Origin of the sequence: Maritalea mobilis, assembly GCF_004363175.1 — a bacterium.
In the GTDB taxonomy this organism is placed as follows: domain Bacteria; phylum Pseudomonadota; class Alphaproteobacteria; order Rhizobiales; family Devosiaceae; genus Maritalea; species Maritalea mobilis.
The window spans coordinates 1,290,929-1,310,474 of sequence record NZ_SNYR01000001.1 but is presented as its reverse complement, the minus strand read 5'-3'; the positions used below and the strand labels follow the sequence as shown (position 1 = coordinate 1,310,474).

Here is a 19,546-nt window from a genome sequence, read left to right as displayed (position 1 = left end):
AATGCTCGTACACTTGTTGGCTTTCAATGCATTTTGCATTCGGGCAGCAGCAATTTGATCCAACTTGTAACGACCACGTATCTTTGGAAGACATTCAGTGATCCTTTACAAAACAATAGCCTTAAAGTTCGGTCACCACCTCGAAAACGCGGACCCCGTAGAAATGATAGGACCAGACGGGGAAAAAGTTTCGTCTGAAGAAACCCGTCAGCAATGGCAAGCGGTTCTAAACGACCTTTCCTCGGCAAAAATTTACTTGCTGGACCACAATGCAGCTAATTATCTGGATTCCCTAAGAATGGATGTCCAAGGCTTACCTTCGGAGAAAAGATCAGAGTCCCGCATTCAAGATTATGTGCGCGACGTCGATTTGCCGCGTGAGCTCATTTGGATCGAATATGACGACCGCAAACTTTGGGAAGGTCGTATTGCGCGAGGAGTTGCTACACTAAGCAAAGACGAACTGAGCAAACGACATCAGCGGGGGTTCCTTTTTGACAATAGGCCTTCAGACAAGCTGACAGTGCGCCTCTTTTCGGCAAAAACGAACACCCTTGTTTTTGATGCGCCCCTTGTTCTGGAGATTGCGAAATCACACGACGGAAGGCCAAACTTTAACGATGCCAGTTGGCAACCGCAGAGGCCAGTAATTGCTGGATTAATGCGCGCGGGACTATTGCCCGACGAAGCTGCGTTAAGGGTACATTTCGAAGAATACAATAATCACCTAACCTACGAGATGGTGATTGGGTTTATGCTTTTCGCTGCCCTTGCAGCGCGCGAGGACGATCTTGCATCGCAAGAATTCCAGAGCCTAACGAAGTCTCAAGCCAAAACCGCACGGAAGTTTGGCAAAACTTGGATGACCGATGCTCCAAAATCTCACATCACCATTAGAATTGGACCCGCGGCTGAGCGTCACATGACCGAGCAACTGGCAAGACTTAGTTTTGAAAAGGCATTGATTACGAATCGAGCCGCGCCTATAGAGCATTGGGTAGCCGAACACGAAAGACAGTATTCGAACGGAAAAGTAGTACGGGTTCGGGCGCATAAGCGCGGACGATCGGCAGATGGAACTCTGCCTGCGCGCGTCATGGGGCCACTAATAAAGGGCTAAACAATGACAATAAAACTTCACCGGAACTGCTAAATCCGTTTTCAACTGGCCCATTGTGGACCTTGACCATGCCTTCCCAATGCGATGGTGCGGCCCCTCATTCCGGTCATTCGCTGCGACCGCAAAATCGAGAGATGGCCGAATTCGCAAACTGCGAGAATAGGATGAAGCGCCTGCTGCAGTAATGGTGTTTGTTGCATGTGGTTTACGCTGATTTGGTCTTGAATCAAACTGCACCATTCGGACGTCTTACCGTTTGATCACGACCATGGAAACTGCGCGCTCCTTGCACCATCGATTAACCCTATGCGGAACGGATGTCGCCATTAATACAGTTTGATCGTGATTTACGGGATAATGCTTGGGTCGTAATGATTAGTTGCGTACGTTTACAAATATTTGATTGATAGCTCATCCTCTATGCCCAACTCTGAAAGGGCCAACTTAATGCGATCAAACTTAATGGTATTATCAATATTGCCTTCAACAAAATAGCGATCGCTGATCTGCAGCGCTTGCCGAAGAACTGTGTTGTCATCAGTCAACTGGATTCGCTCGCCAAGATTTGTACCGTAAAACGCATCTGGCTGCAGATCAATAAGCTGCCTAAACACTTCGACGTACAATTTGGCTACCTGGGACAAGATAAGTTTACTTCCAAAGAAGACTGCGTATTCAAGTTTCTTGAATTTAGGTTCTTCCGCGTCAAATATGTTGACCTCTTCCAAAACATCGTCAGCATTCAGATCCACGATTGGTTCAGGCCAAATCTCTAAAAATCTGGATGAAATAGCCTCTGCGCGTTCCTCAACTTTCGAAACGTCCCAGCTAGTACAGTTCTTTAGGTCACGGTTGAGCCATAAGCGACTAAACCTATACCCTTCTTCACCCCCATCAATATTCATATCCCTTTTTGCCTCAAAGCTTTTGTTTCCAAGCTTACCATTGTTACCGGACAGGGTAAGATTCCCTACAGTGTTGAGGTACTTTTCCGCGAGGGCTGAATATTCTTCTGAGTCTAATGAACGTCTCCAAATAGCATCAGGATTTTGAGGGAAAATATGCTCAATTGTGATGTCTGATGAACTTACGTCCACGTGTTCTTTGTTCTTGTGGTTTTCAATTCTATCAAAAAAGTAAGCTCTGGTTTTTGCCTTTGTATTGTACATATCTTTGTCTTTGAGGGATGATACTACCTCAGCATCTCGAGGAAAGCGTTGGCTTCCAGTTTTCTGCATTATCGCCCGTTCTATCGAACTCAAGTATTCTTCTGAATTAACTCGATCATAAAGCGTCATGAAAATCTTATTTAGAGCATTTGTTGGTAGGCCCATCACAAAACGACGCCAGACAAAGGCTTGTGTTAGCTCCAAAACAGCAATGAAAGTAGTTTTCTCAATTACCCCTTCGACAAAATCTTGATACACTTTCATTAGGAATGGGTACGCAACATTAATTTCTAACGCATTAATGTGCATCAACGCGCTCTTTATGTCTTCATCCAACTCTTGCGAAGGATTAAGTAGCTTATTGTAGACTTCAGATAGCGTCCGTAACTCATCGAGGGCTGATTTGAGGCCCTCTGAGTTAGGTTCTGGAAAACGGTCCTTAAATTTATCATAAACTGCCGACTTGTTGGGAATGACCTTGGTCTTCATCGTCAAATAGTCGCGGATGAATTCCGACACCTTGCTTTCATTTGTTGTCTGGTTTTTCGCATTGGCCTCGATCGGCTCCCAGTGTGACCTAAAGAGCTTTTCTTGAGCGGCACGTGGCAAGCCCATTAGAATATAATTCCGGATCAAATCGGCCTGGGAAAGCTCCAACCCCGTAGAGTTTAAGCTTTCAAAAATTCGTTGCGGGTTATCCTTTTGTCGGTCTAGGGCAATGTCTACGAATATTAGTTTTGTCAATCCGCGCTGTACTACATCGAGATTTTCTGAGGTAACAAGTCCTTGAAAAAGTCGGAAATTCTCTACCAGCCTTGAGAAACCCGAAACTTTTGTCGATTCATTGGGATCTAGAATTTGCGCAAGAGCAAGCCTGTTATTGTCGGTTGGCTTTAGTTTTAACTTCTCAGTCTCGCTAGAAAATTCATTGATCAAGTAAGTCTTGAATATTCTTTGAGCTAGTGCGTCATTGCCTTCCGCCAAGGCAAAACGATAGATTGCAACATAGAGAAGTGTTAATGTTGTAAGGCGCTGTTGTCCGTCAATAACAGTCAGTTCTGTTAAGCCAGAAGCAGCATAAACATCGTCGTGCACATAAACGATACTTCCGATAAAGTGAGCACCTTGGGCGTCGTTTCGTCCAATTTCCAAGAGGTCCCTGAATAGCTGCTGGCATTGTACTTTTGTCCAATCATAATTCCTCTGATAGACTGGTATGGCAAAGGTTGTTTCGTTGGAAGCCATGAATTTATCGATACGAGTCTCATTTGCTTTCACTGGTCTTCACCTTTGTTGCTTCGCTTGCGATGATTGAATTTCTCCAACATACGCGCCAGACTTTACAGAGACAACTAACTGCAGACAACCGCTAGCGCCGCACCGGGCTAGCGTTAGTGGCGTCCGCATATCGAAATACTTTGTCGCGGCCCCGAGTTTCCGCTTTCTTCGAGTCGAGTTGCACAATTTAGATTGCGGGCGCTGCGAAGTTTCGCAATCCGCCCCGCAAGGCTGTCATGGGCCATCGACTTGCAGTGTACGGCAACAATTATTGCTTCTTGAACTTAGTAAAGTGACCCTGGACACCAATCAGCGATATCCTTCACTCAACACTTCGCTTGACAGTTAAATAAGAAAACCCGCAGGAGAGGAAGATCCATGCGGGTTTTACGCTTGTCCACACACATTAATCGGGGGGAGTGATTGCAGGGTGGTTGGACCAATTGAAGATAACAATTCTATACTCGATTGTCAAAACACGAGAGTAAACGAAACATGGCCGCCTTGTTGGCGTCTTGAGGCGCAATTTGCTTTGAAAGGTGCCACCCTGAACTCACGCAGATGCCTTTAAGTCAATCGGCGCCAGCTTGCGAAAGTTCCCGCAATATAGTCGCTGCATCCCAAAGGTCTTGTTCTGTGAGTTCAGGGTGGTCATTGCGCCTTTTTGGTCCACCGCAAGGATCGATAGCAAAGCTACCTAACTGCTCAAGGCGCAAATAGATTTCATCTGCATGGGTTTCGTAAAATGATTTGACGTCGTTGGCTGACCTGAAGCCAAACCGCTTTTGCAGCCGCGCAAGCACTAGGCGTTGTCGTTCAATTTTCATCGCTGATCGAATATAGATGTCGTATGGCGCTTCATCATTGCCAATGAGATAAATCAGCTCCAATTGGCCCTTGGACATGCGAGGTGGTAGGGCATCTGTCATGCCAATATTTCCCAAAATATGAATCTAAATGTGCAGCCATTGTGCCAGCAAATTGGCCAAGTGTGAAGGTCTGTGTTTGTCTGTTGAACGGACGGCGTGCACTAAGGGTTTGTTGATAATGATCTATTAGTGTTTGCTCATATTTAGCTCATTTGTAGACAAAACAGGTTGCGATCAAATATGTCACAGCGCCAAAGCCGCACGAGCCGTGCACCAGAAAAACCACTTATTGATTTTCGAATGATCTTGGTGCTTTTAATGATTGCGACTGTGTCATTCTTTGCTGTGGTTTGGCTCGCTCGGGGGTGGACACCGCCACAAACCGTTAGGCACTTTGTGGCAGCCGCCGGATGTGATGCTGCGGCGAGTGCGGGTGTTTATGAAACCGAAAGGGGATCGCCAGGGTATTGGCAACATCTTGATGACGACCACAATGGAGTCGCTTGTGAATTAACAAAGCGGCCAACAGTTGGTCTATGTAGCGGTGGCAACAGAGCAGCGCGCCGCGTCACTTGTGTTGTGGATGGCGATACCATTTGAGAAAAAGGCAACAAACTTCGCTTCTTGGATATTGATGCCGCTGAAACCGATAGTAAGGCAAGTTGTGCGGCAGAGCGTGTTGCCGCAGCAAAGGGCGCACAGATGGTGATTGAGGTCATGCAGACCGGTTATCGCATCCACTATACCGGGCGCACAGGTGGCTATGGGCGTGATCTTGTCAAAATGTACAATTCAGATGGTCAAGATGTTGGGCAATTGTTGATCCAACAAGGTTTTGCACAGCCATGGCCCAACAGTTCAAATCCGTGGTGTGATTGAGGTTGGCAGTGCAGGGCACAAAGCCCCGTGCCAGACAAAGTCGCCAAATGCTTCAAGTTTGGTCTGCGGACTTGCCAGCAATTCGCCGAAATACATCCCCAGTTTGCTCGCTGTATTGCCGCTGCGCCTCTAACAAGTGATGAGCGTAGCGCATTGTTGTTTGTGCAGATTTGTGCCCAAGCAATGAACCTGCTTGCGCCAACGATTGTCCGGTCATGACTGAGTGCGATGCGAATGTGTGGCGCAGGCTGTGGAGTGTGGCCGTTTTATCGATCTCGGCGCTTTCACGTATTCGGTACCACGGCCTGGTCAACGCAATGGGTTTGCCTGCCGCGCTGCTTTCGAGGACCAAACCCGACTGTTGATCGCGGTATAAGCCCTTCAGCACGTCGAGTGCCATACTGTTCAACGGCACCAAGCGTGAGCCGGTTTTGCTGTCTGGCAGGAATATTGTGCCACGCGCAATGTCGACATGCTGCCAGTCTAAATTCACAATTTCACCAACGCGTAGACCAGTGAACAGAAGTAGGCGAATACCGGCAGTTGCTGCAGGCAACTCTTTCGGTTCTCTGTCAGCCGTGTCTAGTGCTTCAAGCAGACGTCCAATTTCCGCCTCGCTAAGAAAACGATCCTTTTTGTTTTCTCGAAACTTTTTGATCCCCATTGCTGGATTGTCGGTCCGCAGGTTCCAATCTATCGCGCACCCAAACATTTTTGACAAAAGCGCTAACACACGATTGGCGATGCCTTCGCCACCTCTGATTTGTCTGCGCCCCCTTGGTTTGGCAGATAGCCGTCGCGCAGTCTTTCCCTCACGGATGTCGAGCTTCAATCTTTCAATATCAGCGCGCGTAACATCTTTGACCTTCATCTTGCCAATCAAAGGTATCACATGGTTTTCGATATTGGCTTTGTCGGTTTGAATGCTTCGCGGCTTTTTGTGAATTTCCGCATAGTCTTTGAGATAGCGTTGCGCGAGTTGATTTACGGTTTCCGCCTGTCGATCGTTCTGTCGAATTGCGCTTATGTCTTTGCCCAGAGCAACCTCTGCCAGCCACTGTCTTGCAATTTTGCGCGCTTGCTCAACTGTAAAAGTGCCGTGTCGTCCGATCGATGGGCGTCTTTGTTGGCCGCTTGTGGTGCGATAATAGACAAAATAGCTTTTTGTGCCTTTTTTTGTGACCTTGACGCCGAACCCTTTGACTTCGCTGTCCCACTTCACAATGTCCTTAGTTGATGGTTCAAGGCCTTCAACTAGTGTTTTCGTCAATTTTACGGCCATATTGCCACCAAAAGCGTTTCAAGTAGCACCCAGGTAGCGCGAAAGAAGGAAATATGCAATTCCTAAATGGTGAGATTAATTTGCATTAATCTATATTATGTATATTATTCAACGTGTTGATGTTCATATTGGGAATATCCTTGTCTTTCGGGGAAGTGCCATTTTTGGAATCATAATCCGCGTGTCGGGGGTTCAAGTCCCTCTCCCGCTACCAAAATTTTCCTTATATTGCAGGTTGTTAGGTGTGAGAAGGCCTTCGCGCTTTTGCGCTTGGATTGGCTTGGGTTGCGATTGGTTTTTTTGGTCAGCTGTTTGAGGCGCAGTGACAGGACTCGAACCTGTGACCTACTGATCCAATTGAATTTCAACTGACGAAAACCAGCGCTCTATCCATCTGAGCTACACTGCGATCCTCATGACGCAGTTTTATTATTGTAGGGTGAGGATGTGTTGATCCGGATTTTATATTTCATGAATTTCAGATAAACGACGCTCTAATTCATCTATTTCCTCGCGACCTCTGGACACGCGGCGTTTCAATTCACCTAGTTGTATTTCGAATTCGAGCGACTTCTGTCGAATTTTAGATATTACAATTTTTGATTTTTCCCATTCGCCTTTGCTGACTTGATCAGCCCAGACCATGAATGGGCCATGTAGCCTCTGATTACGCTGAAATCTTTTTTTGGCTTCCAAAACTCTCTTATTAATCACATCATATGCAAAGCTATCTTCTCCAAGCCAGTTTTGAAATTGTTCTAGTTGATGTAATTCTTTGTTTAGGTCTTCTTTATTGTAACGGTAGGAAGCAAAATTATCACTTTCACGAGCTCTCATGCCCTCATCTGATTGCTCCCACAGAGACTCTTGATGCCATTCATCATGTCGTGCGCGTTCCTCGCTTCGCGCAAATTTACTAATTGCTCCGTGAAAACTGGCATCTGCTTCGCCAGACACAAGTTCGTATTGAAAAGAGCAAAATAGCGAAAAATCGGAACCCGGTGTAGTGATGAAGAGGGGAGCGTGTTGCGACAACGAAATCTGATAAGCATAGTCAACGATAAGCGTTTTCGCTCGATTGTCTGTTATGTTTATTCGCGTTCACCAATCTCATCTGCAAAGATCACATATTGGGCTGCGAGGCGCATATGTTGGACTTCGGTGACAAATTCACTATACGATACTTTTTTGCCTGCATCGAATTCCATTTGGCTCTCAAAGTCGAAGTCAACAAAGGATTCGTTTTGATCGAGGTAGTTAACCAACTCTTCAAGGTTAGAAATCATGGAGGTGAGGTTTTGAACTGCCTCTCGGTGTCCTCGTTTCTTATGAACTGCCTGAGTTATGATGGGGAAGTCATGGCAACACGAACGGATTAGCCCGAGTATATATTCTAAGTTTTTTGTGTCTTTCACATTTGTAAGGCGAAGCATTGCTGGCAAGAGAAAGCGTGCATCTTCTATAATTCTTTTTTGTCTATTCATGGCGGCTCGTGCTTCCGCATCTGTTATATCTGCCATGATAAAAAGGCGTAAATAGTTGTCTGGCAAAAGTTCACCTGCGCCAGATAGTATTTTTTCTGCTGCTTTTCGATAATTGCTGAAACCACTATTTTGGATATCATTTATTGCTTCCAAAGCTAAGTCGTAAGGTAACTCATCTGAATTTTTAATTAGCTTGAGCAGTTCCTGCATTTCAAATCCTACTGCAAAAAGATAGAATTGATTAAAATAGACAAAAAATCTAAAGCATATGCAAGTTACTCATGGCCTAAGTTTTCTCCTTGCTTCCTTTTTCCCGTTTGATCCCATTAACCATTGCCAAGGCGTGCGTGGCTTGTGAGCAGCCATGCTGGATAATTCTTTTTGTCGCGTGCTGCTTTGCGTAGCTTTTCGCGTGCTTCACGTGGGTCGATTTTCAGTTCTTCGCAGATTTGCTTAAGCGTGATGATTTCAGACATGATCGTCTCCATGTTTTGACGATCAATCGATAAGACAGCCCATCTTGCCTTGTCAGGAACAACCCCATTTTGTTTGGTGGGTAGTGGTAACTTCTTTTTCGAACAACTTAGGACCTATACTGAGTGCATTGATCGTTGGGATATTGAGAAGCTTTTGCCGCTCTAAACGTGTTTGACCAATCATTTAACTTGTTTAGGTTGAAATTTGGCATATCGAGTGTATACAATGGTAGTTCAATTATGTTGTTTGAGCCATTTTTAAGGTCTCGGAATAGGTGAAATAGAGGAAAGATTATGTCCCCATCTGATTATTTGGGCAGTGAACCGACATTGGGGAAATCTACTTATCAGCGAATTCGGGGCATGATTTTGGACGGCACATTGGTACCTGGTACTCGGTTGCAGGAGAAGGCTTTTGCGGATCGATTGGGGGTTTCGCGCACGCCGGTGCGGGAGGCGATTGCTCAATTGATGAGCGAGGGGCTTGTGGCCAAGCCAGCGGGCGGGGCGCCTGTGGTGAACAGCATTTCGCTATCGGACATTATGGAAATTTTGCATGTGCGCCGATTGCTGGAATGTGAGGCAACGCGGCAAGCGGCGCTTTCTGGTAAGCCTTTGGATGAATTGCTTGAATTGCGTTCGGAGATCAAAGGTTTTCTCGAAGGGCCGCGGCCTGACGCTGAGACACACGCATCTGTAGATCGTCGGTTGCATTTGGCCTTGGCCCGTATGGCGGGGTCAGGCTTGTTGACAGAGCTGATCGAGAATCTCAAAACCAAAACCATTATCTATGATAAAGGCTCGATTCCGGATCGGTTTGAACCGGGGTGTCATGAGCATTTGGCGATTATTGATGCAGTGATTGCGCGTGACGCAGATGCGGCGCTTGAAGCAATGCGTGTGCACCTGACCAATGTGCGCGAAGCGATTATTTTACATATTTCTCAGCCGTTCTAAGGCCTGAATTTCCAACAAATTTGCATTTCTGCATGGGTAGAATTTGAGAAAATTCAATCAGCAATATTGACTCAGCATTTTTATGGTATACCGTAGGAATACATATTCATGATTTTGAGGTTCTTTCGGTATGAGTTCAACCAATGCAGTTCGTCCACAAGATGGAGTCATTCTGGCGATTACGTTTCAATATTATCGTGATTTGCCGAAGGCTTGTGCCTTCTATGAAGAAGTTTTGGGGTTGAAACTCGCCATTGATCAGGGCTGGTCAAAAATCTACGCCATTGGTGGTGGTGCCCATGTTGGCTTGGTAGACGAAGTGCGGGGCATGCAGAAATGGGCTGAGCAAAAAACCGTTCAATTGTGTCTGCGTGTGCCGAATGTGGACGATTGGTATACGTGGGTTTCTGCGCAAAATGTTGAAGGGCTGAAGCCGCTGAGGGACAGCGAAGAGCTAGGTATTCGCGCTTTCGCCTTCAACGATCCAGAAGGTTATCAAATCGAAGTTCAGACTGCGAAGCCCGGGCACTAAACCGGGGGAGGAGTGGCTGCGCGCCGTCTTGCGTGTGGTCGTCTGAAAAAAACGGACTATCTAAAAGGGAGAAGTAAAGTGAGAATAACCCCAAAACGGGCGCTGCAATTGTGCGCAACCAGTGTTGCATTTGCAGCCGTTAGCACATTTGGCGCTATGGCGGCAGATAAGTCGCTGACCATTGGTCTAACATCTGATCCAAGTCATCTTTATCCGTTAGCTGGCGAAGAGCTGTCGTCCAATATTATGTATTATCACCTCTATGATCCGTTGGTGAAGCGGGCTGGTGATTTGTCTTTCGGTCCTGGATTGGCGGAAAGCTGGGAAAACGTGGATGGCACCACTTGGCGCTTCAAACTGCGCGAAGGCGTGACGTTCCACAACGGCAATGCGTTTACGGCAGATGACGTGATTTTCACGATCAATAAGGCCCGTGACTCCATTCGTCCTGACCTTGTGGCGAATATTGCTGATGCGAAAAAGATCGATGACACAACAGTCGAGATCATCACGCCAAAGCCATATGCTGTGTTGCCAAATGATTTGGCTGAATTGCTTATCCTTGATGAGGAATACACCACAGAAACTGGCGACGAAAAAATGGACCTGCAGCCCATGGGCACAGGGCCATATAAGTTGAAAGAGTGGATCAAGGAAGAAAAGCTCGAGCTTGTTGCGTTTGAAGATTATTGGGCCGGCGCTGCGAAAATCGATAGCGTCACTTTCCGTCCAATCACCAACCCTGCAACGCGTACGGCTGCTTTGTTGACTGGTGAAGTTGACGTGATCCAAGATCTCGCGGTTCGCGATGTGGAACGGGTGAAGAGCGAAGACAAGTTTGAGGTGCTAACACGCCCAAGCTTGCTGAATATCGTTTTGGCCATGGACATGCGTGAAAAATCACCAACCATCGAAGGCCCTAACCCGATGACTGACGTGCGGGTGCGTGAAGCGATTGCACGTGCGATTGATGTGGATGCGATCAATAAGATCGTGATGAACGGTTTGGCCACGCCAAGTGACCAGTTCGTACCATCATCTCACATCGGTTATGTGGATGGCGAAAGCTTCCGCGACATCTATGCGTTGGATATCGAAAAAGCAAAATCGTTGATGGCTGATGCAGGTTATGCAGACGGGTTCACCATGACCCTTGATGCCACCAACAACCGTTATGTGAATGACGGTCAGATCGCTCAAGCGTTGGCGTCTATGTTGGCCAAGATCAATATTGATCTGCAGCTCAACATTATGCCGAAGTCGAACTTCTGGGGTTACATCCGTGTGCCAACAGAAAATTCTAGCTTCATCATGAGCGGTTGGGATGTGCCATCAGGCGATGCTGGCAACATGTATGGCGCCTTGTTCTATTCTCGGGACAAGAAAGAAGGCTATGGCCAAGTGAACCGCGGTTCATATTCAAACCCAGAGCTTGATGCCTTGGTTGATCAGGCTGACGCCACTGCAAAAGTGGAAGAGCGTGATCGCATTCTGCAAGAAGCGACAAAGATCTTGCTCAAAGACATTCCAATGATCCCCGTTCACTACGAACAAGACATTTATGCGGTGCGTAAGGGCGTTACCCTTGAGCCGCGTGTCGACAAGTTCATGTGGGCTTACGACATGGATGTCGAATAAGCGCTAAGCACTAACCCTGCAGGATCAGCGGCGCCCCTCAGCTGCTGGTCCTCATTCCCTGATAATTTGAACCAGGTTTAGCCCTTCCCATGTTTGGATATTTAGTTAAGCGACTGCTGCAAATGACGCTCGTCCTTTGGATTGTGTCCGTCATTGTGTTTTTGATGATGAGTTTTACAGGCGACCCCGTTTTTATGGTTGTGCCTGTTGATGCAACCGATGCTGAGATTGCGCAAGCGCGGCGGCTGCTGGGCCTAGACCAGCCAATGCCCGTGCAATATTGGCGCTTTTTGGTGAGCCTTGTGCAGGGCGATTTTGGCTACTCCTATGTGTTCCGCCAGCCTGCCATGACGCTGATTATGGAACGCCTGCCCGCCACAGTTGAAATGGTTTTGGTGGCGATGGTGTTCGCGCTGGTTATCTCCATTCCGCTGGGCGTTTATGCGGGTGCAAACCCTGAAAGCAAAATCAGCCGCTTTATTATGGCGGGTTCATTGCTTGGTATTTCACTGCCCGGATTTTGGGTCGGCATGGTGTTGATCTATTTGTTTGCGGTGCAGTGGGGCATATTCCCTTCATCTGGCCGCGGCGATACTGCCGAGTTTTTCGGCTTGCGTATTTCGCTGCTGACCGGTGATGGATGGCACCATATTGTGCTGCCTGCGATCACGCTTTCCCTAGCCACAACAGCGATTTTGTTGCGGATGACCCGTGCGGGCATGATGGAAGTCGGCCGACAAGACTTTATGAAGTTCGCCAAGGCCAAAGGTGTGTCGCGCCGTGATGTGCTTTATCGGCACGGGCTTAAAAACGCGATTATCCCTGTGGTGACAATTTTCGGTTTGCAGCTTGGTGACTTGATTGCCTTTGCGACCATCACAGAAACCATTTTCTCCTGGCCGGGCATGGGCAAGCTTTTGATTGACTCAATCTATCGCGCCGACCGTCCTGTCATTGTTGTTTATCTCATGCTTGTGGCGCTGATCTTTGTGGTCATCAACTTCATTGTTGATCTTGTCTACACGCTGATTGACCCTCGTATTTCATTGAAGTGAGTTCAAAATGACACGTTTTTTCGCATCCGAATTCTTCTTCAACTACACCAGAAACTGGTCGGCCATTATTGGCAGCGCTTTGATGTTCGCTTTTGCGTTCGCCGTTTTGGTTGGGCCGTTCCTCGTCGCGCAAAACCCGTATGATATTGCGTCTCTGGATTTGATGGATAGCTACAAGCCACCGATGTGGCTTGAGGGTGGTGACCCGCGGTTCCCCTTTGGCACTGATGGGCAGGGCCGCGATGTTTGGGCCAGCATTTTGTATGGCGCGCGCATCTCCCTGTTTATCGGTTTAGCTGCCATGTGCGCTTCGTGCTTTATCGGTACATTTTTGGGGCTGGTTGCTGGCTTTTATGGCGGCATTTTGGACAGCATCATTATGCGCATTGCCGACATTCAGTTGTCATTCCCATCCATCTTGATCGCATTGTTTTTGATGTCAGCGGTTGGCACGGGGATCGATAAGGTTTTGATCGCGCTGACAGCGGTGGGCTGGGTCGTCTATGCCCGTACGGTGCGGGGCTCAACCCTTTCAGAAAAGCAAAAAGAATATGTGCAGGCCGCCAAAGTGGCGGGTTTGCCCAACCATAAAATCATCCGCAAACATATTTTGCCGAACGTTTTAACACCGCTCATCGTGATCGCGACCATTCAGGTGGGTACCTTCGTCTTGATTGAGGCTTCTCTGTCCTTCCTGGGCGTTGGCGTGCCAATCACGCAACCGTCGCTTGGCTTGCTGATTAAGAACGGTTTTGACGTGTTGTTCAGCGGCTTGTGGTGGACCTCTGTGTTCCCCGGCCTGGCCATCATGATGCTGGTGTTTGGCATCAATTTGTTTGGTGACTTTTTGCGTGACGAACTCAATCCGAGGTTGAAGTAATGACCATTACAATTGAAACGCAAACAGATCAGCCATTGCTTGAGCTGAAAGATCTGCGCACCCATTTTCACACCTTCGCTGGTGTGGTGAAGGCAGTGAATGGCGTTAGCTTTAAAATCGGTGCTGGCGAGATTATGGGCCTTGTGGGTGAAAGTGGCGGCGGCAAGTCTGTTGTTGGCTTCTCCATCCTCGGCCTGATCGAGAGCCCGGGCAAAATTGAAGGCGGCGAAATTCTATTTGATGGTGAGGATTTGGCGAAAGCCAGCGATGAGCGCTTGCGCGAAATTCGCGGTCGGGACATCTCGATGGTGTTCCAAGATCCCATGACCTCGCTGAACCCACTTCATACCGTCGGCGACCAGATGGATGAAGTGTTGCGGCTGCATTCGAATTTGGATGCGGATGCCCGCAAACAGGCCTGCATCAAAATGCTGGAAAGCGTTGGCATCAGCCAAGCTGAAGAGCGGTTGAAAGCCTATCCGCACCAGTTTTCCGGCGGTATGCGGCAGCGGGTGGTGATCGCGATCGCCATGTTGGCGCAGCCCCGCTTGATCATTGCGGATGAGCCGACCACGGCGCTGGATGTGACCATTCAAAGCCAAATCCTGAAGCTGATGCGTCAGCAAATTGCGGACAATGGGGCGTCGATGATTTTGGTGACCCACGATTTGGCCGTGGTGTCAGAAATGGCCGACCATATTACGGTGCTTTATTGTGGCCAGGTGGTGGAGCAGGGCAAAACCCGCGACATTATCGAAAGTCCATCGCATCCTTACACCCGCGGTTTGATTGACAGTATTCCTGATCCAACTGATCGGATGGCGCGGCTTAATCAAATTCCAGGCAATGTGCCGGATATCCGCAATTTGCCGAAGGGCTGCAATTTCCGAGCGCGTTGTCCGCGGGCACAGGATTTATGTGCGGAACAAGAACCAACGCTAAAGCCCCAGCATAATTCGCTGGTTTCCGCTTGCCATTTTCCATTGCAACCGGGGGAGAAGTAAATGTCAAATACCCCAATGTTAGAGGTTCGTGACCTCAAAATGCGTTTCCCCATCGGTGGCGGTTTGTTGGATCGCATGCGCCTCGACAAGAAGGGTTTTCGCATCGAAAATCCTGTGGTGCAGGCCATCAATGGCGTGAGCTTTAAAATCGAGCCGGGCGAAGTGATGGCGCTGGTTGGTGAAAGTGGATGCGGCAAGTCGACAGTGGCGAAAACCATTGCGCGCATTTATTCGCCTACAGGCGGTGACATTTTGATCGATGGCGAAAATATCTCTGATTACGGCTTTTCAGAAATGTTGCCCGTGCGGGCCAAGATGCAAATGATTTTCCAAGATCCATTTGCCTCTTTGAATCCACGGCAAAAGGTGCGCGACATTGTTGCCGAGCCTTTGCTCGAACAAACAAAAGACGCGAAATCGCAAAAGGATATTCCGGCAGAGATTGAAGCTTTGTTGGCTAAGGTAGGCTTGAACAGTGAACATGCAGGCCGATATCCGCACCAGTTCTCTGGTGGTCAGCGGCAACGTATCGGCATTGCCCGTGCCCTGTCGGTGCGGCCCGGATTGATCATTGCCGATGAGCCTGTTTCCGCGCTCGACGTGTCTATTCAAGCGCAGATTTTGAACTTGATGATGGATTTGCGCGACGAGTTTGGCTTGGCCTATTTGTTCATCAGTCACGATCTATCTGTGGTGCACCATATCGCAGACCGGGTGGGCGTGATGTATTTGGGCTTTATGGTTGAAAACGCGCCACGCGATCAGCTGTTCTCAAAGCCAAAACATCCCTACACGCGGGCACTTTTGAGTGCAGCACCATCAATTAAGCCGACGCGCGATAAGGAAGAAATTGAACTGACAGGTGAAGTGCCATCAGCTTTGAATTTGCCTTCTGGTTGTTGCTTTAGAACCCGATGCCCGTTTGCGTGGGATCGTTGCGCAAAAGAACGGCCTGTTCTCAAAGATGTTGGTGATGGTCAATCTGTTGCTTGTCACTTGACTGACGAGCCAGAAAGGGAAGTGGCATGACCATTATTGCACAGCCACGTCTAGCGCTCGGCGATCCGCATGATTGCACAGACTCAGCTGATGATCTGACCATTTATCACGCCATTTTTGACACATTGGTGCGACGGGTGGAGAAGCACTATCTGCCGTTGCTTGCGAAAAGTTGGTCAGTGGATGATGACGCAAAAGTGTGGCGCTTTGAGCTGCAAGAGGGCGTTCAATTTCATGATGGCACTTTGTTTGATGCGGACGCGGTGAAGCAGAATATCTTGCGCATGGCGCGTGAAGATAAAGGCTACACGCTCGGTTCGCCCGCCGTGTGGCGGCAATATCTCGGTGATGCTGAGATTGTGGTCGAAAGCCCCACTTCATTGACCATCAAATTGGCGATGCCGATGGCGGATTTGCTCGATGTGTTTGAGCAAGGCTTTATGGTTGCGCCGTCTAGTTTTGCCGCGCTCGATGCGGATCGGCGCGACAGCTATATCGGCACAGGTCCGTATAAAATTTGTTCCATTGCGCCTGATCGGGTTTGCGCCGAGCGGGTGGAGGGACATTTTATGTTCACACCGCAAAATCGTGAAATAGTGTGGCAGCATGTGGTGTCGCCTGATGATCGATTGGCGAAGATGCAATCTGGTGCGGTGCAGGTGGCGACGATGTTGCCGTTTGAAGCGTCGAAATCGCTAGGCGCTGCGCGGCATACTTTCTTGTCGCCGGTGGCCATCATCTATTTGCTGAATGCACAAGATGGGCCATTTCAAGATCCTCGCGTGCGGCGTGCAGTGAATATTGCGGTTGATCGAGACGCACTGATTGAAACAGTTTTGGGTGGCGCAGCTAAACCTCTTTTGGGATTCGTCAGTCCCAATCATTATGGCGCAGCAGACGCGGGCACCATGGCCTGTGATCGTGAAACCGCGCGCCAGCTGCTGGCAGATGCGGGGTATGCGGATGGGCTGACATTGAATGTCGACTGCCCGACGCGTTTGCCGGATGAGGCAGAGAAATTGACTGCAGCGCTTGGTGCGCAACTGGCTGAGGTCGGTATTGATTTCAACGTCACCATTCACCCCGAGCGGGAAGAATATGCTCATATGGTGCGCCGCAAAGAGATCCAAGATATGTGTGTTTTCGACTCCAGCCCGATGAGCACGTTCCGCGTTCTTTATGAAAAGATTGATAGCCGCATCGCCGGGGCTTGGTGGCAGGGCTACCAAAATACCGCGATTGAAGATTTGCTTGATGAAGGGCAGCGCATTGCGGATCCGGATGAGCGGGCGGCGGTTTGGCAAAAAGCTTATCAATTGTTGCAGCAAGATCCGGCCTGGCTCACGCTTTACAACCCGATCAAAGTCATTGGCGTTGCAGGCGATCATCCTGACTTCAAAATGCCGTTTGATGGGGTGATCAATGTGACTGAATTGCCGAATTTGGAAGGGTAATGCCATGAATGTGGATATGATTGTTAAGGGCGCAACCTTGGTCACGATGGATGCGGACTTCCGTGTGATTGAAAATGGTGCCATCGCCATTCAGGGTGGCAAGATTGTTGCGATTGGTCACCGCGACGAGATCAGTGGCGCTCACAGTGCTCGCGAAGAAATTGATGCGACAGGTCATGTCGTGTTGCCTGGTTTGGTAGATGTGCACGCCCATGCGGGCCATGGATTGATCAAAACCATGGGCATGCATTTGGGGCCGCGTTGGGAAGATATTTGTGGCGAGGTCTACACGAAAGCGTCGCCGCCATCATTTTGGCGGGCAGAAGCGCGCCTTGCCGCGCTTGAGCGTCTGCGCTTTGGCGTGACAACTGGCGTTTCTCTTTTGGGTGGTGGCGACACCATCATGCGCACGGATAAGCCTGAATATGCCGCCGCGCATTGCGAAGGTGTGTTGGATGTGGGCACACGTTCCGTTGTGGCCGTTGGCCCAACTCGTGCGCCGCATCCATTGGTCTATGCCGAATGGCAAGGTAACGACCAACAGGCCTATGATGTTTCGTTTGAAACGCAGTTTGAAACCTCAAAGCAGGTGGCGGCGCAGTGGCACAATCAGCGGGAAGGGCGGATCAAGATCGCCATGCTTTATCCCGTGTTGCGTGATGAACATGAGCGGGATTTGTCGCCCGAAGCCTATGAGCAGGCGTTGCAGCAAACCAAGCAGGTTTTTGATTATGCTGTAGAGCAAGGCTTGGTCTTTACCCAAGATGGGCATTGGCGCGGGTCTGTTCGACGTGCGCATAAGAATGGCACATTGGGCGCGAATGCGCTTCTGTCGCATTGTATTGATCTGCATGAAGATGAGATCGATTTGATCGCCGAGACAGACGCCAAAGTTGCGCACAATCCTTCTGCCAATGCGTCTATTTCTGGGCGCTGCCCGGCAACGGAGCTGATGGAAAAAGGTGCCATTGTCGGCTTGGGTTCAGATGCGACAGCACCTGACCGTTCTGCCGATATGTTCCGGCATATGCAGCAGGCCATGCATTATCATCGTCGTCACTTCCGGGATTCATCCATTCTGCCCATCGGCAAAACCTTGGCCATGTGCACCATTGATGGCGCGCGGGCTTTGGGCCTTGAGGATGAAATTGGCTCACTTGAGGTGGGCAAATCTGCCGATTTGATCAGCGTCGATATGCGCAAGCCGCACCTCGCACCAGCCAACATGCCTGTGCACCGCGTTGTGTGTTTCGCCAATGGCAATGATGTGTCGAACGTTATTGTAGGTGGCGAACATGTGTTGAAGAACGGGCGTGCGGTGCGTGTGGATGAGCAAGAAATCATCCAAGATGCAGAACAAGAAACCCAACTGATGATCGAGAGAATTGGCGGCCAAAAAGACTTGGCGACGCCAGATGATTTCTGGACAGTTACAGCATAATCCAATCTGTTTTTAAAAAGACAATAAGACTAGGGGACAAGAATGAGCTCAAAACTAACCGAAGATGCAAAGGGCGTTTTTGTGATCGCGGTGACACCATTTACACCAAGTGGCGACATCGATTTTGAAAGCTGCGATCGCATGGTCGACTTTTATCTTGAAGTGGGGGCCACGGGCCTCACTGTTTTGGGGATGATGGGTGAAGCACCAAAGCTGACCATCGAAGAAAGCCGCACAGTGGTGGAGCGCATTTTGGCGCGGGTTGACGGGCGCGTGCCAGTTGTTGTTGGTGTTTCCGCCCCCGGCTTTGCGCAGATCAAGGCGCTCACCGATATGGTGATGGAACTTGGCGCAGCTGGCGTGATGATTGCGCCGCCATCGTCGCTGAAAACAGATGATGCTATTGTCAATTATTACGTTCAAGTTGCCGAGCTGATTGGTGATGTGCCGTTCGTGCTGCAGGATTTCCCATTGGTCACCAATGTGCAAATGTCGCCAAATGTGATTGCGCGGATCGTGAATAATGTGCCGACCTGCGTTTGCCTGAAGCATGAAGACTGGCCGGGCCTAGAAAAGATTTCTTATCTGCGTGCTGAGGGCAATTTAGACCGACGCATCTCCATCCTTTGTGGCAATGGCGGCTTGTTCCTCACCGAAGAGATGGGCCGCGATGCAGATGGCGCCATGACAGGCTTTGCCTATCCTGAGATGATGACGCGCGTGGTGGAGGAATTTAACAAAGGCAATGCCGACTATGCCCGCGATTTGTTCGACGCTTATCTGCCGCTTGCGCGCTATGAGCAGCAGCCGGGTTTGGGCTTGGCCATCCGCAAATATGTAATGGCGAAGCGCGGCATTATTGCCAGCGATGCGTTGCGCAAGCCGGGGCCAAAACTGTCTGCTGCTGCAAAACAGGAAATTGATTTGCTGATCGAGCGACAAGAAAAGGCTTTGGCTAAATTGTCCTAAGGGCAATCTGAAAGACAATCCTTGTTCTAATTGAAACGGCTGGGTGCAATCGCCCCAGCC

19 protein-coding genes and 1 tRNA gene are annotated in these 19,546 nt (G+C 49.1%); 13 read left to right on the top strand and 7 right to left on the bottom strand.

Annotation, left to right across the window (positions count from 1 at the left end):
• Positions 1–97 precede the first annotated feature (97 nt).
• Entirely contained in the window at positions 98–1,120 is a 1,023-nt protein-coding gene (locus ATL17_RS06260) for a hypothetical protein (RefSeq protein ID WP_133571885.1), read from the top strand.
• Positions 1,121–1,509: 389 nt separating this feature from the next.
• Here the strand turns inward: ATL17_RS06260 and ATL17_RS06255 are convergent, their stop codons facing one another.
• Complete coding sequence (locus tag ATL17_RS06255; protein ID WP_133571884.1) at positions 1,510–3,567, bottom strand: DUF262 domain-containing protein; 2,058 nt, start codon at positions 3,565–3,567, stop codon at positions 1,510–1,512.
• A gap of 572 nt (positions 3,568–4,139) precedes the next feature.
• A complete protein-coding gene (locus ATL17_RS06250; RefSeq protein WP_133571883.1) occupies positions 4,140–4,496 on the bottom strand; it encodes a hypothetical protein in 357 nt (118 codons plus the stop codon).
• Positions 4,497–4,676: 180 nt separating this feature from the next.
• Between ATL17_RS06250 and ATL17_RS17205 the strand changes: the two genes are divergently transcribed.
• Positions 4,677–5,036 carry an excalibur calcium-binding domain-containing protein gene (locus ATL17_RS17205; RefSeq protein ID WP_133571882.1) on the top strand — a complete coding sequence of 120 codons (360 nt, stop codon included), beginning with the start codon at positions 4,677–4,679 and terminating at the stop codon, positions 5,034–5,036.
• A 24-nt stretch (positions 5,037–5,060) separates the two neighbouring features.
• A complete protein-coding gene (locus ATL17_RS06240) occupies positions 5,061–5,315 on the top strand; it encodes a hypothetical protein (protein WP_133571881.1) in 255 nt (84 codons plus the stop codon).
• Positions 5,316–5,367: 52 nt separating this feature from the next.
• Here ATL17_RS06240 and ATL17_RS06235 read toward each other — a convergent pair whose 3' ends face one another.
• From ATL17_RS06235 to ATL17_RS06215, 5 genes are all read right to left on the bottom strand, one after another.
• Complete coding sequence (locus ATL17_RS06235; RefSeq protein ID WP_133571880.1) at positions 5,368–6,597, bottom strand: site-specific integrase; 1,230 nt, start codon at positions 6,595–6,597, stop codon at positions 5,368–5,370.
• A 317-nt stretch (positions 6,598–6,914) separates the two neighbouring features.
• A tRNA-OTHER gene (locus tag ATL17_RS06230) sits at positions 6,915–7,006 on the bottom strand.
• A 53-nt stretch (positions 7,007–7,059) separates the two neighbouring features.
• Entirely contained in the window at positions 7,060–7,554 is a 495-nt protein-coding gene (locus tag ATL17_RS06225; protein WP_133571879.1) for a hypothetical protein, read from the bottom strand.
• Positions 7,555–7,688: 134 nt separating this feature from the next.
• Entirely contained in the window at positions 7,689–8,291 is a 603-nt protein-coding gene (locus ATL17_RS06220) for a hypothetical protein (RefSeq protein WP_133571878.1), read from the bottom strand.
• A gap of 116 nt (positions 8,292–8,407) precedes the next feature.
• Positions 8,408–8,557 (bottom strand): hypothetical protein, encoded by a 150-nt coding sequence (locus tag ATL17_RS06215; RefSeq protein ID WP_208111128.1) that lies wholly within the window; start codon positions 8,555–8,557, stop codon positions 8,408–8,410.
• Between the two features lie 294 nt (positions 8,558–8,851).
• Here ATL17_RS06215 and ATL17_RS06210 point away from each other — a divergent pair, with 294 nt between their 5' ends.
• The 10 genes from ATL17_RS06210 (at position 8,852) to ATL17_RS06165 (ending at position 19,486) form a co-directional block, all read left to right on the top strand.
• On the top strand, positions 8,852–9,514 hold the full coding sequence (locus ATL17_RS06210) for a GntR family transcriptional regulator (protein ID WP_133571877.1): 663 nt from the start codon (positions 8,852–8,854) through the stop codon (positions 9,512–9,514).
• 130 nt (positions 9,515–9,644) lie between these two features.
• Positions 9,645–10,046 (top strand): VOC family protein, encoded by a 402-nt coding sequence (locus tag ATL17_RS06205; RefSeq protein ID WP_133571876.1) that lies wholly within the window; start codon positions 9,645–9,647, stop codon positions 10,044–10,046.
• 78 nt (positions 10,047–10,124) lie between these two features.
• Positions 10,125–11,684 (top strand): ABC transporter substrate-binding protein, encoded by a 1,560-nt coding sequence (locus ATL17_RS06200; protein ID WP_133571875.1) that lies wholly within the window; start codon positions 10,125–10,127, stop codon positions 11,682–11,684.
• 89 nt (positions 11,685–11,773) lie between these two features.
• Positions 11,774–12,739, top strand: coding sequence for an ABC transporter permease (locus ATL17_RS06195; protein ID WP_133571874.1), 966 nt, complete (start codon positions 11,774–11,776; stop codon positions 12,737–12,739).
• A gap of 7 nt (positions 12,740–12,746) precedes the next feature.
• Positions 12,747–13,619 (top strand): ABC transporter permease, encoded by an 873-nt coding sequence (locus tag ATL17_RS06190; protein WP_133571873.1) that lies wholly within the window; start codon positions 12,747–12,749, stop codon positions 13,617–13,619.
• Complete coding sequence (locus ATL17_RS06185) at positions 13,619–14,623, top strand: ABC transporter ATP-binding protein (protein ID WP_133571872.1); 1,005 nt, start codon at positions 13,619–13,621, stop codon at positions 14,621–14,623. Before ATL17_RS06190 ends, ATL17_RS06185 begins: the two co-directional genes overlap by 1 nt.
• Positions 14,624–15,652 carry an ABC transporter ATP-binding protein gene (locus ATL17_RS06180; protein ID WP_133571871.1) on the top strand — a complete coding sequence of 343 codons (1,029 nt, stop codon included), beginning with the start codon at positions 14,624–14,626 and terminating at the stop codon, positions 15,650–15,652.
• Positions 15,649–17,076, top strand: a complete 1,428-nt coding sequence (locus tag ATL17_RS06175; protein ID WP_133571870.1) for an ABC transporter substrate-binding protein — start codon at positions 15,649–15,651, stop codon at positions 17,074–17,076. Before ATL17_RS06180 ends, ATL17_RS06175 begins: the two co-directional genes overlap by 4 nt.
• Before the next feature lie 4 nt (positions 17,077–17,080).
• Positions 17,081–18,517, top strand: a complete 1,437-nt coding sequence (locus ATL17_RS06170) for an amidohydrolase family protein (protein WP_133571869.1) — start codon at positions 17,081–17,083, stop codon at positions 18,515–18,517.
• A 42-nt stretch (positions 18,518–18,559) separates the two neighbouring features.
• A complete protein-coding gene (locus ATL17_RS06165; RefSeq protein ID WP_133571868.1) occupies positions 18,560–19,486 on the top strand; it encodes a dihydrodipicolinate synthase family protein in 927 nt (308 codons plus the stop codon).
• Positions 19,487–19,546 lie beyond the last annotated feature (60 nt).

Excerpts from the sequence above, each read along its gene's own strand:
- ATL17_RS06220 (WP_133571878.1), bottom strand. The coding sequence starts at position 8,291 with ATGCAGGAACTGCTCAAGCTAATTAAAAATTCAGATGAGTTACCTTAC.
- ATL17_RS06170 (WP_133571869.1), top strand. The coding sequence starts at position 17,081 with ATGAATGTGGATATGATTGTTAAGGGCGCAACCTTGGTCACGATGGAT.
- ATL17_RS06210 (WP_133571877.1), top strand. The coding sequence starts at position 8,852 with ATGTCCCCATCTGATTATTTGGGCAGTGAACCGACATTGGGGAAATCT.
- ATL17_RS06175 (WP_133571870.1), top strand. The coding sequence starts at position 15,649 with ATGACCATTATTGCACAGCCACGTCTAGCGCTCGGCGATCCGCATGAT.
- ATL17_RS06165 (WP_133571868.1), top strand. The coding sequence starts at position 18,560 with ATGAGCTCAAAACTAACCGAAGATGCAAAGGGCGTTTTTGTGATCGCG.
- ATL17_RS06215 (WP_208111128.1), bottom strand. The coding sequence starts at position 8,557 with ATGTCTGAAATCATCACGCTTAAGCAAATCTGCGAAGAACTGAAAATC.
- ATL17_RS06250 (WP_133571883.1), bottom strand. The coding sequence starts at position 4,496 with ATGACAGATGCCCTACCACCTCGCATGTCCAAGGGCCAATTGGAGCTG.
- ATL17_RS06195 (WP_133571874.1), top strand. The coding sequence starts at position 11,774 with ATGTTTGGATATTTAGTTAAGCGACTGCTGCAAATGACGCTCGTCCTT.
- ATL17_RS06235 (WP_133571880.1), bottom strand. The coding sequence starts at position 6,597 with ATGGCCGTAAAATTGACGAAAACACTAGTTGAAGGCCTTGAACCATCA.
- ATL17_RS06180 (WP_133571871.1), top strand. The coding sequence starts at position 14,624 with ATGTCAAATACCCCAATGTTAGAGGTTCGTGACCTCAAAATGCGTTTC.
- ATL17_RS06205 (WP_133571876.1), top strand. The coding sequence starts at position 9,645 with ATGAGTTCAACCAATGCAGTTCGTCCACAAGATGGAGTCATTCTGGCG.
- ATL17_RS17205 (WP_133571882.1), top strand. The coding sequence starts at position 4,677 with ATGTCACAGCGCCAAAGCCGCACGAGCCGTGCACCAGAAAAACCACTT.
- ATL17_RS06190 (WP_133571873.1), top strand. The coding sequence starts at position 12,747 with ATGACACGTTTTTTCGCATCCGAATTCTTCTTCAACTACACCAGAAAC.
- ATL17_RS06185 (WP_133571872.1), top strand. The coding sequence starts at position 13,619 with ATGACCATTACAATTGAAACGCAAACAGATCAGCCATTGCTTGAGCTG.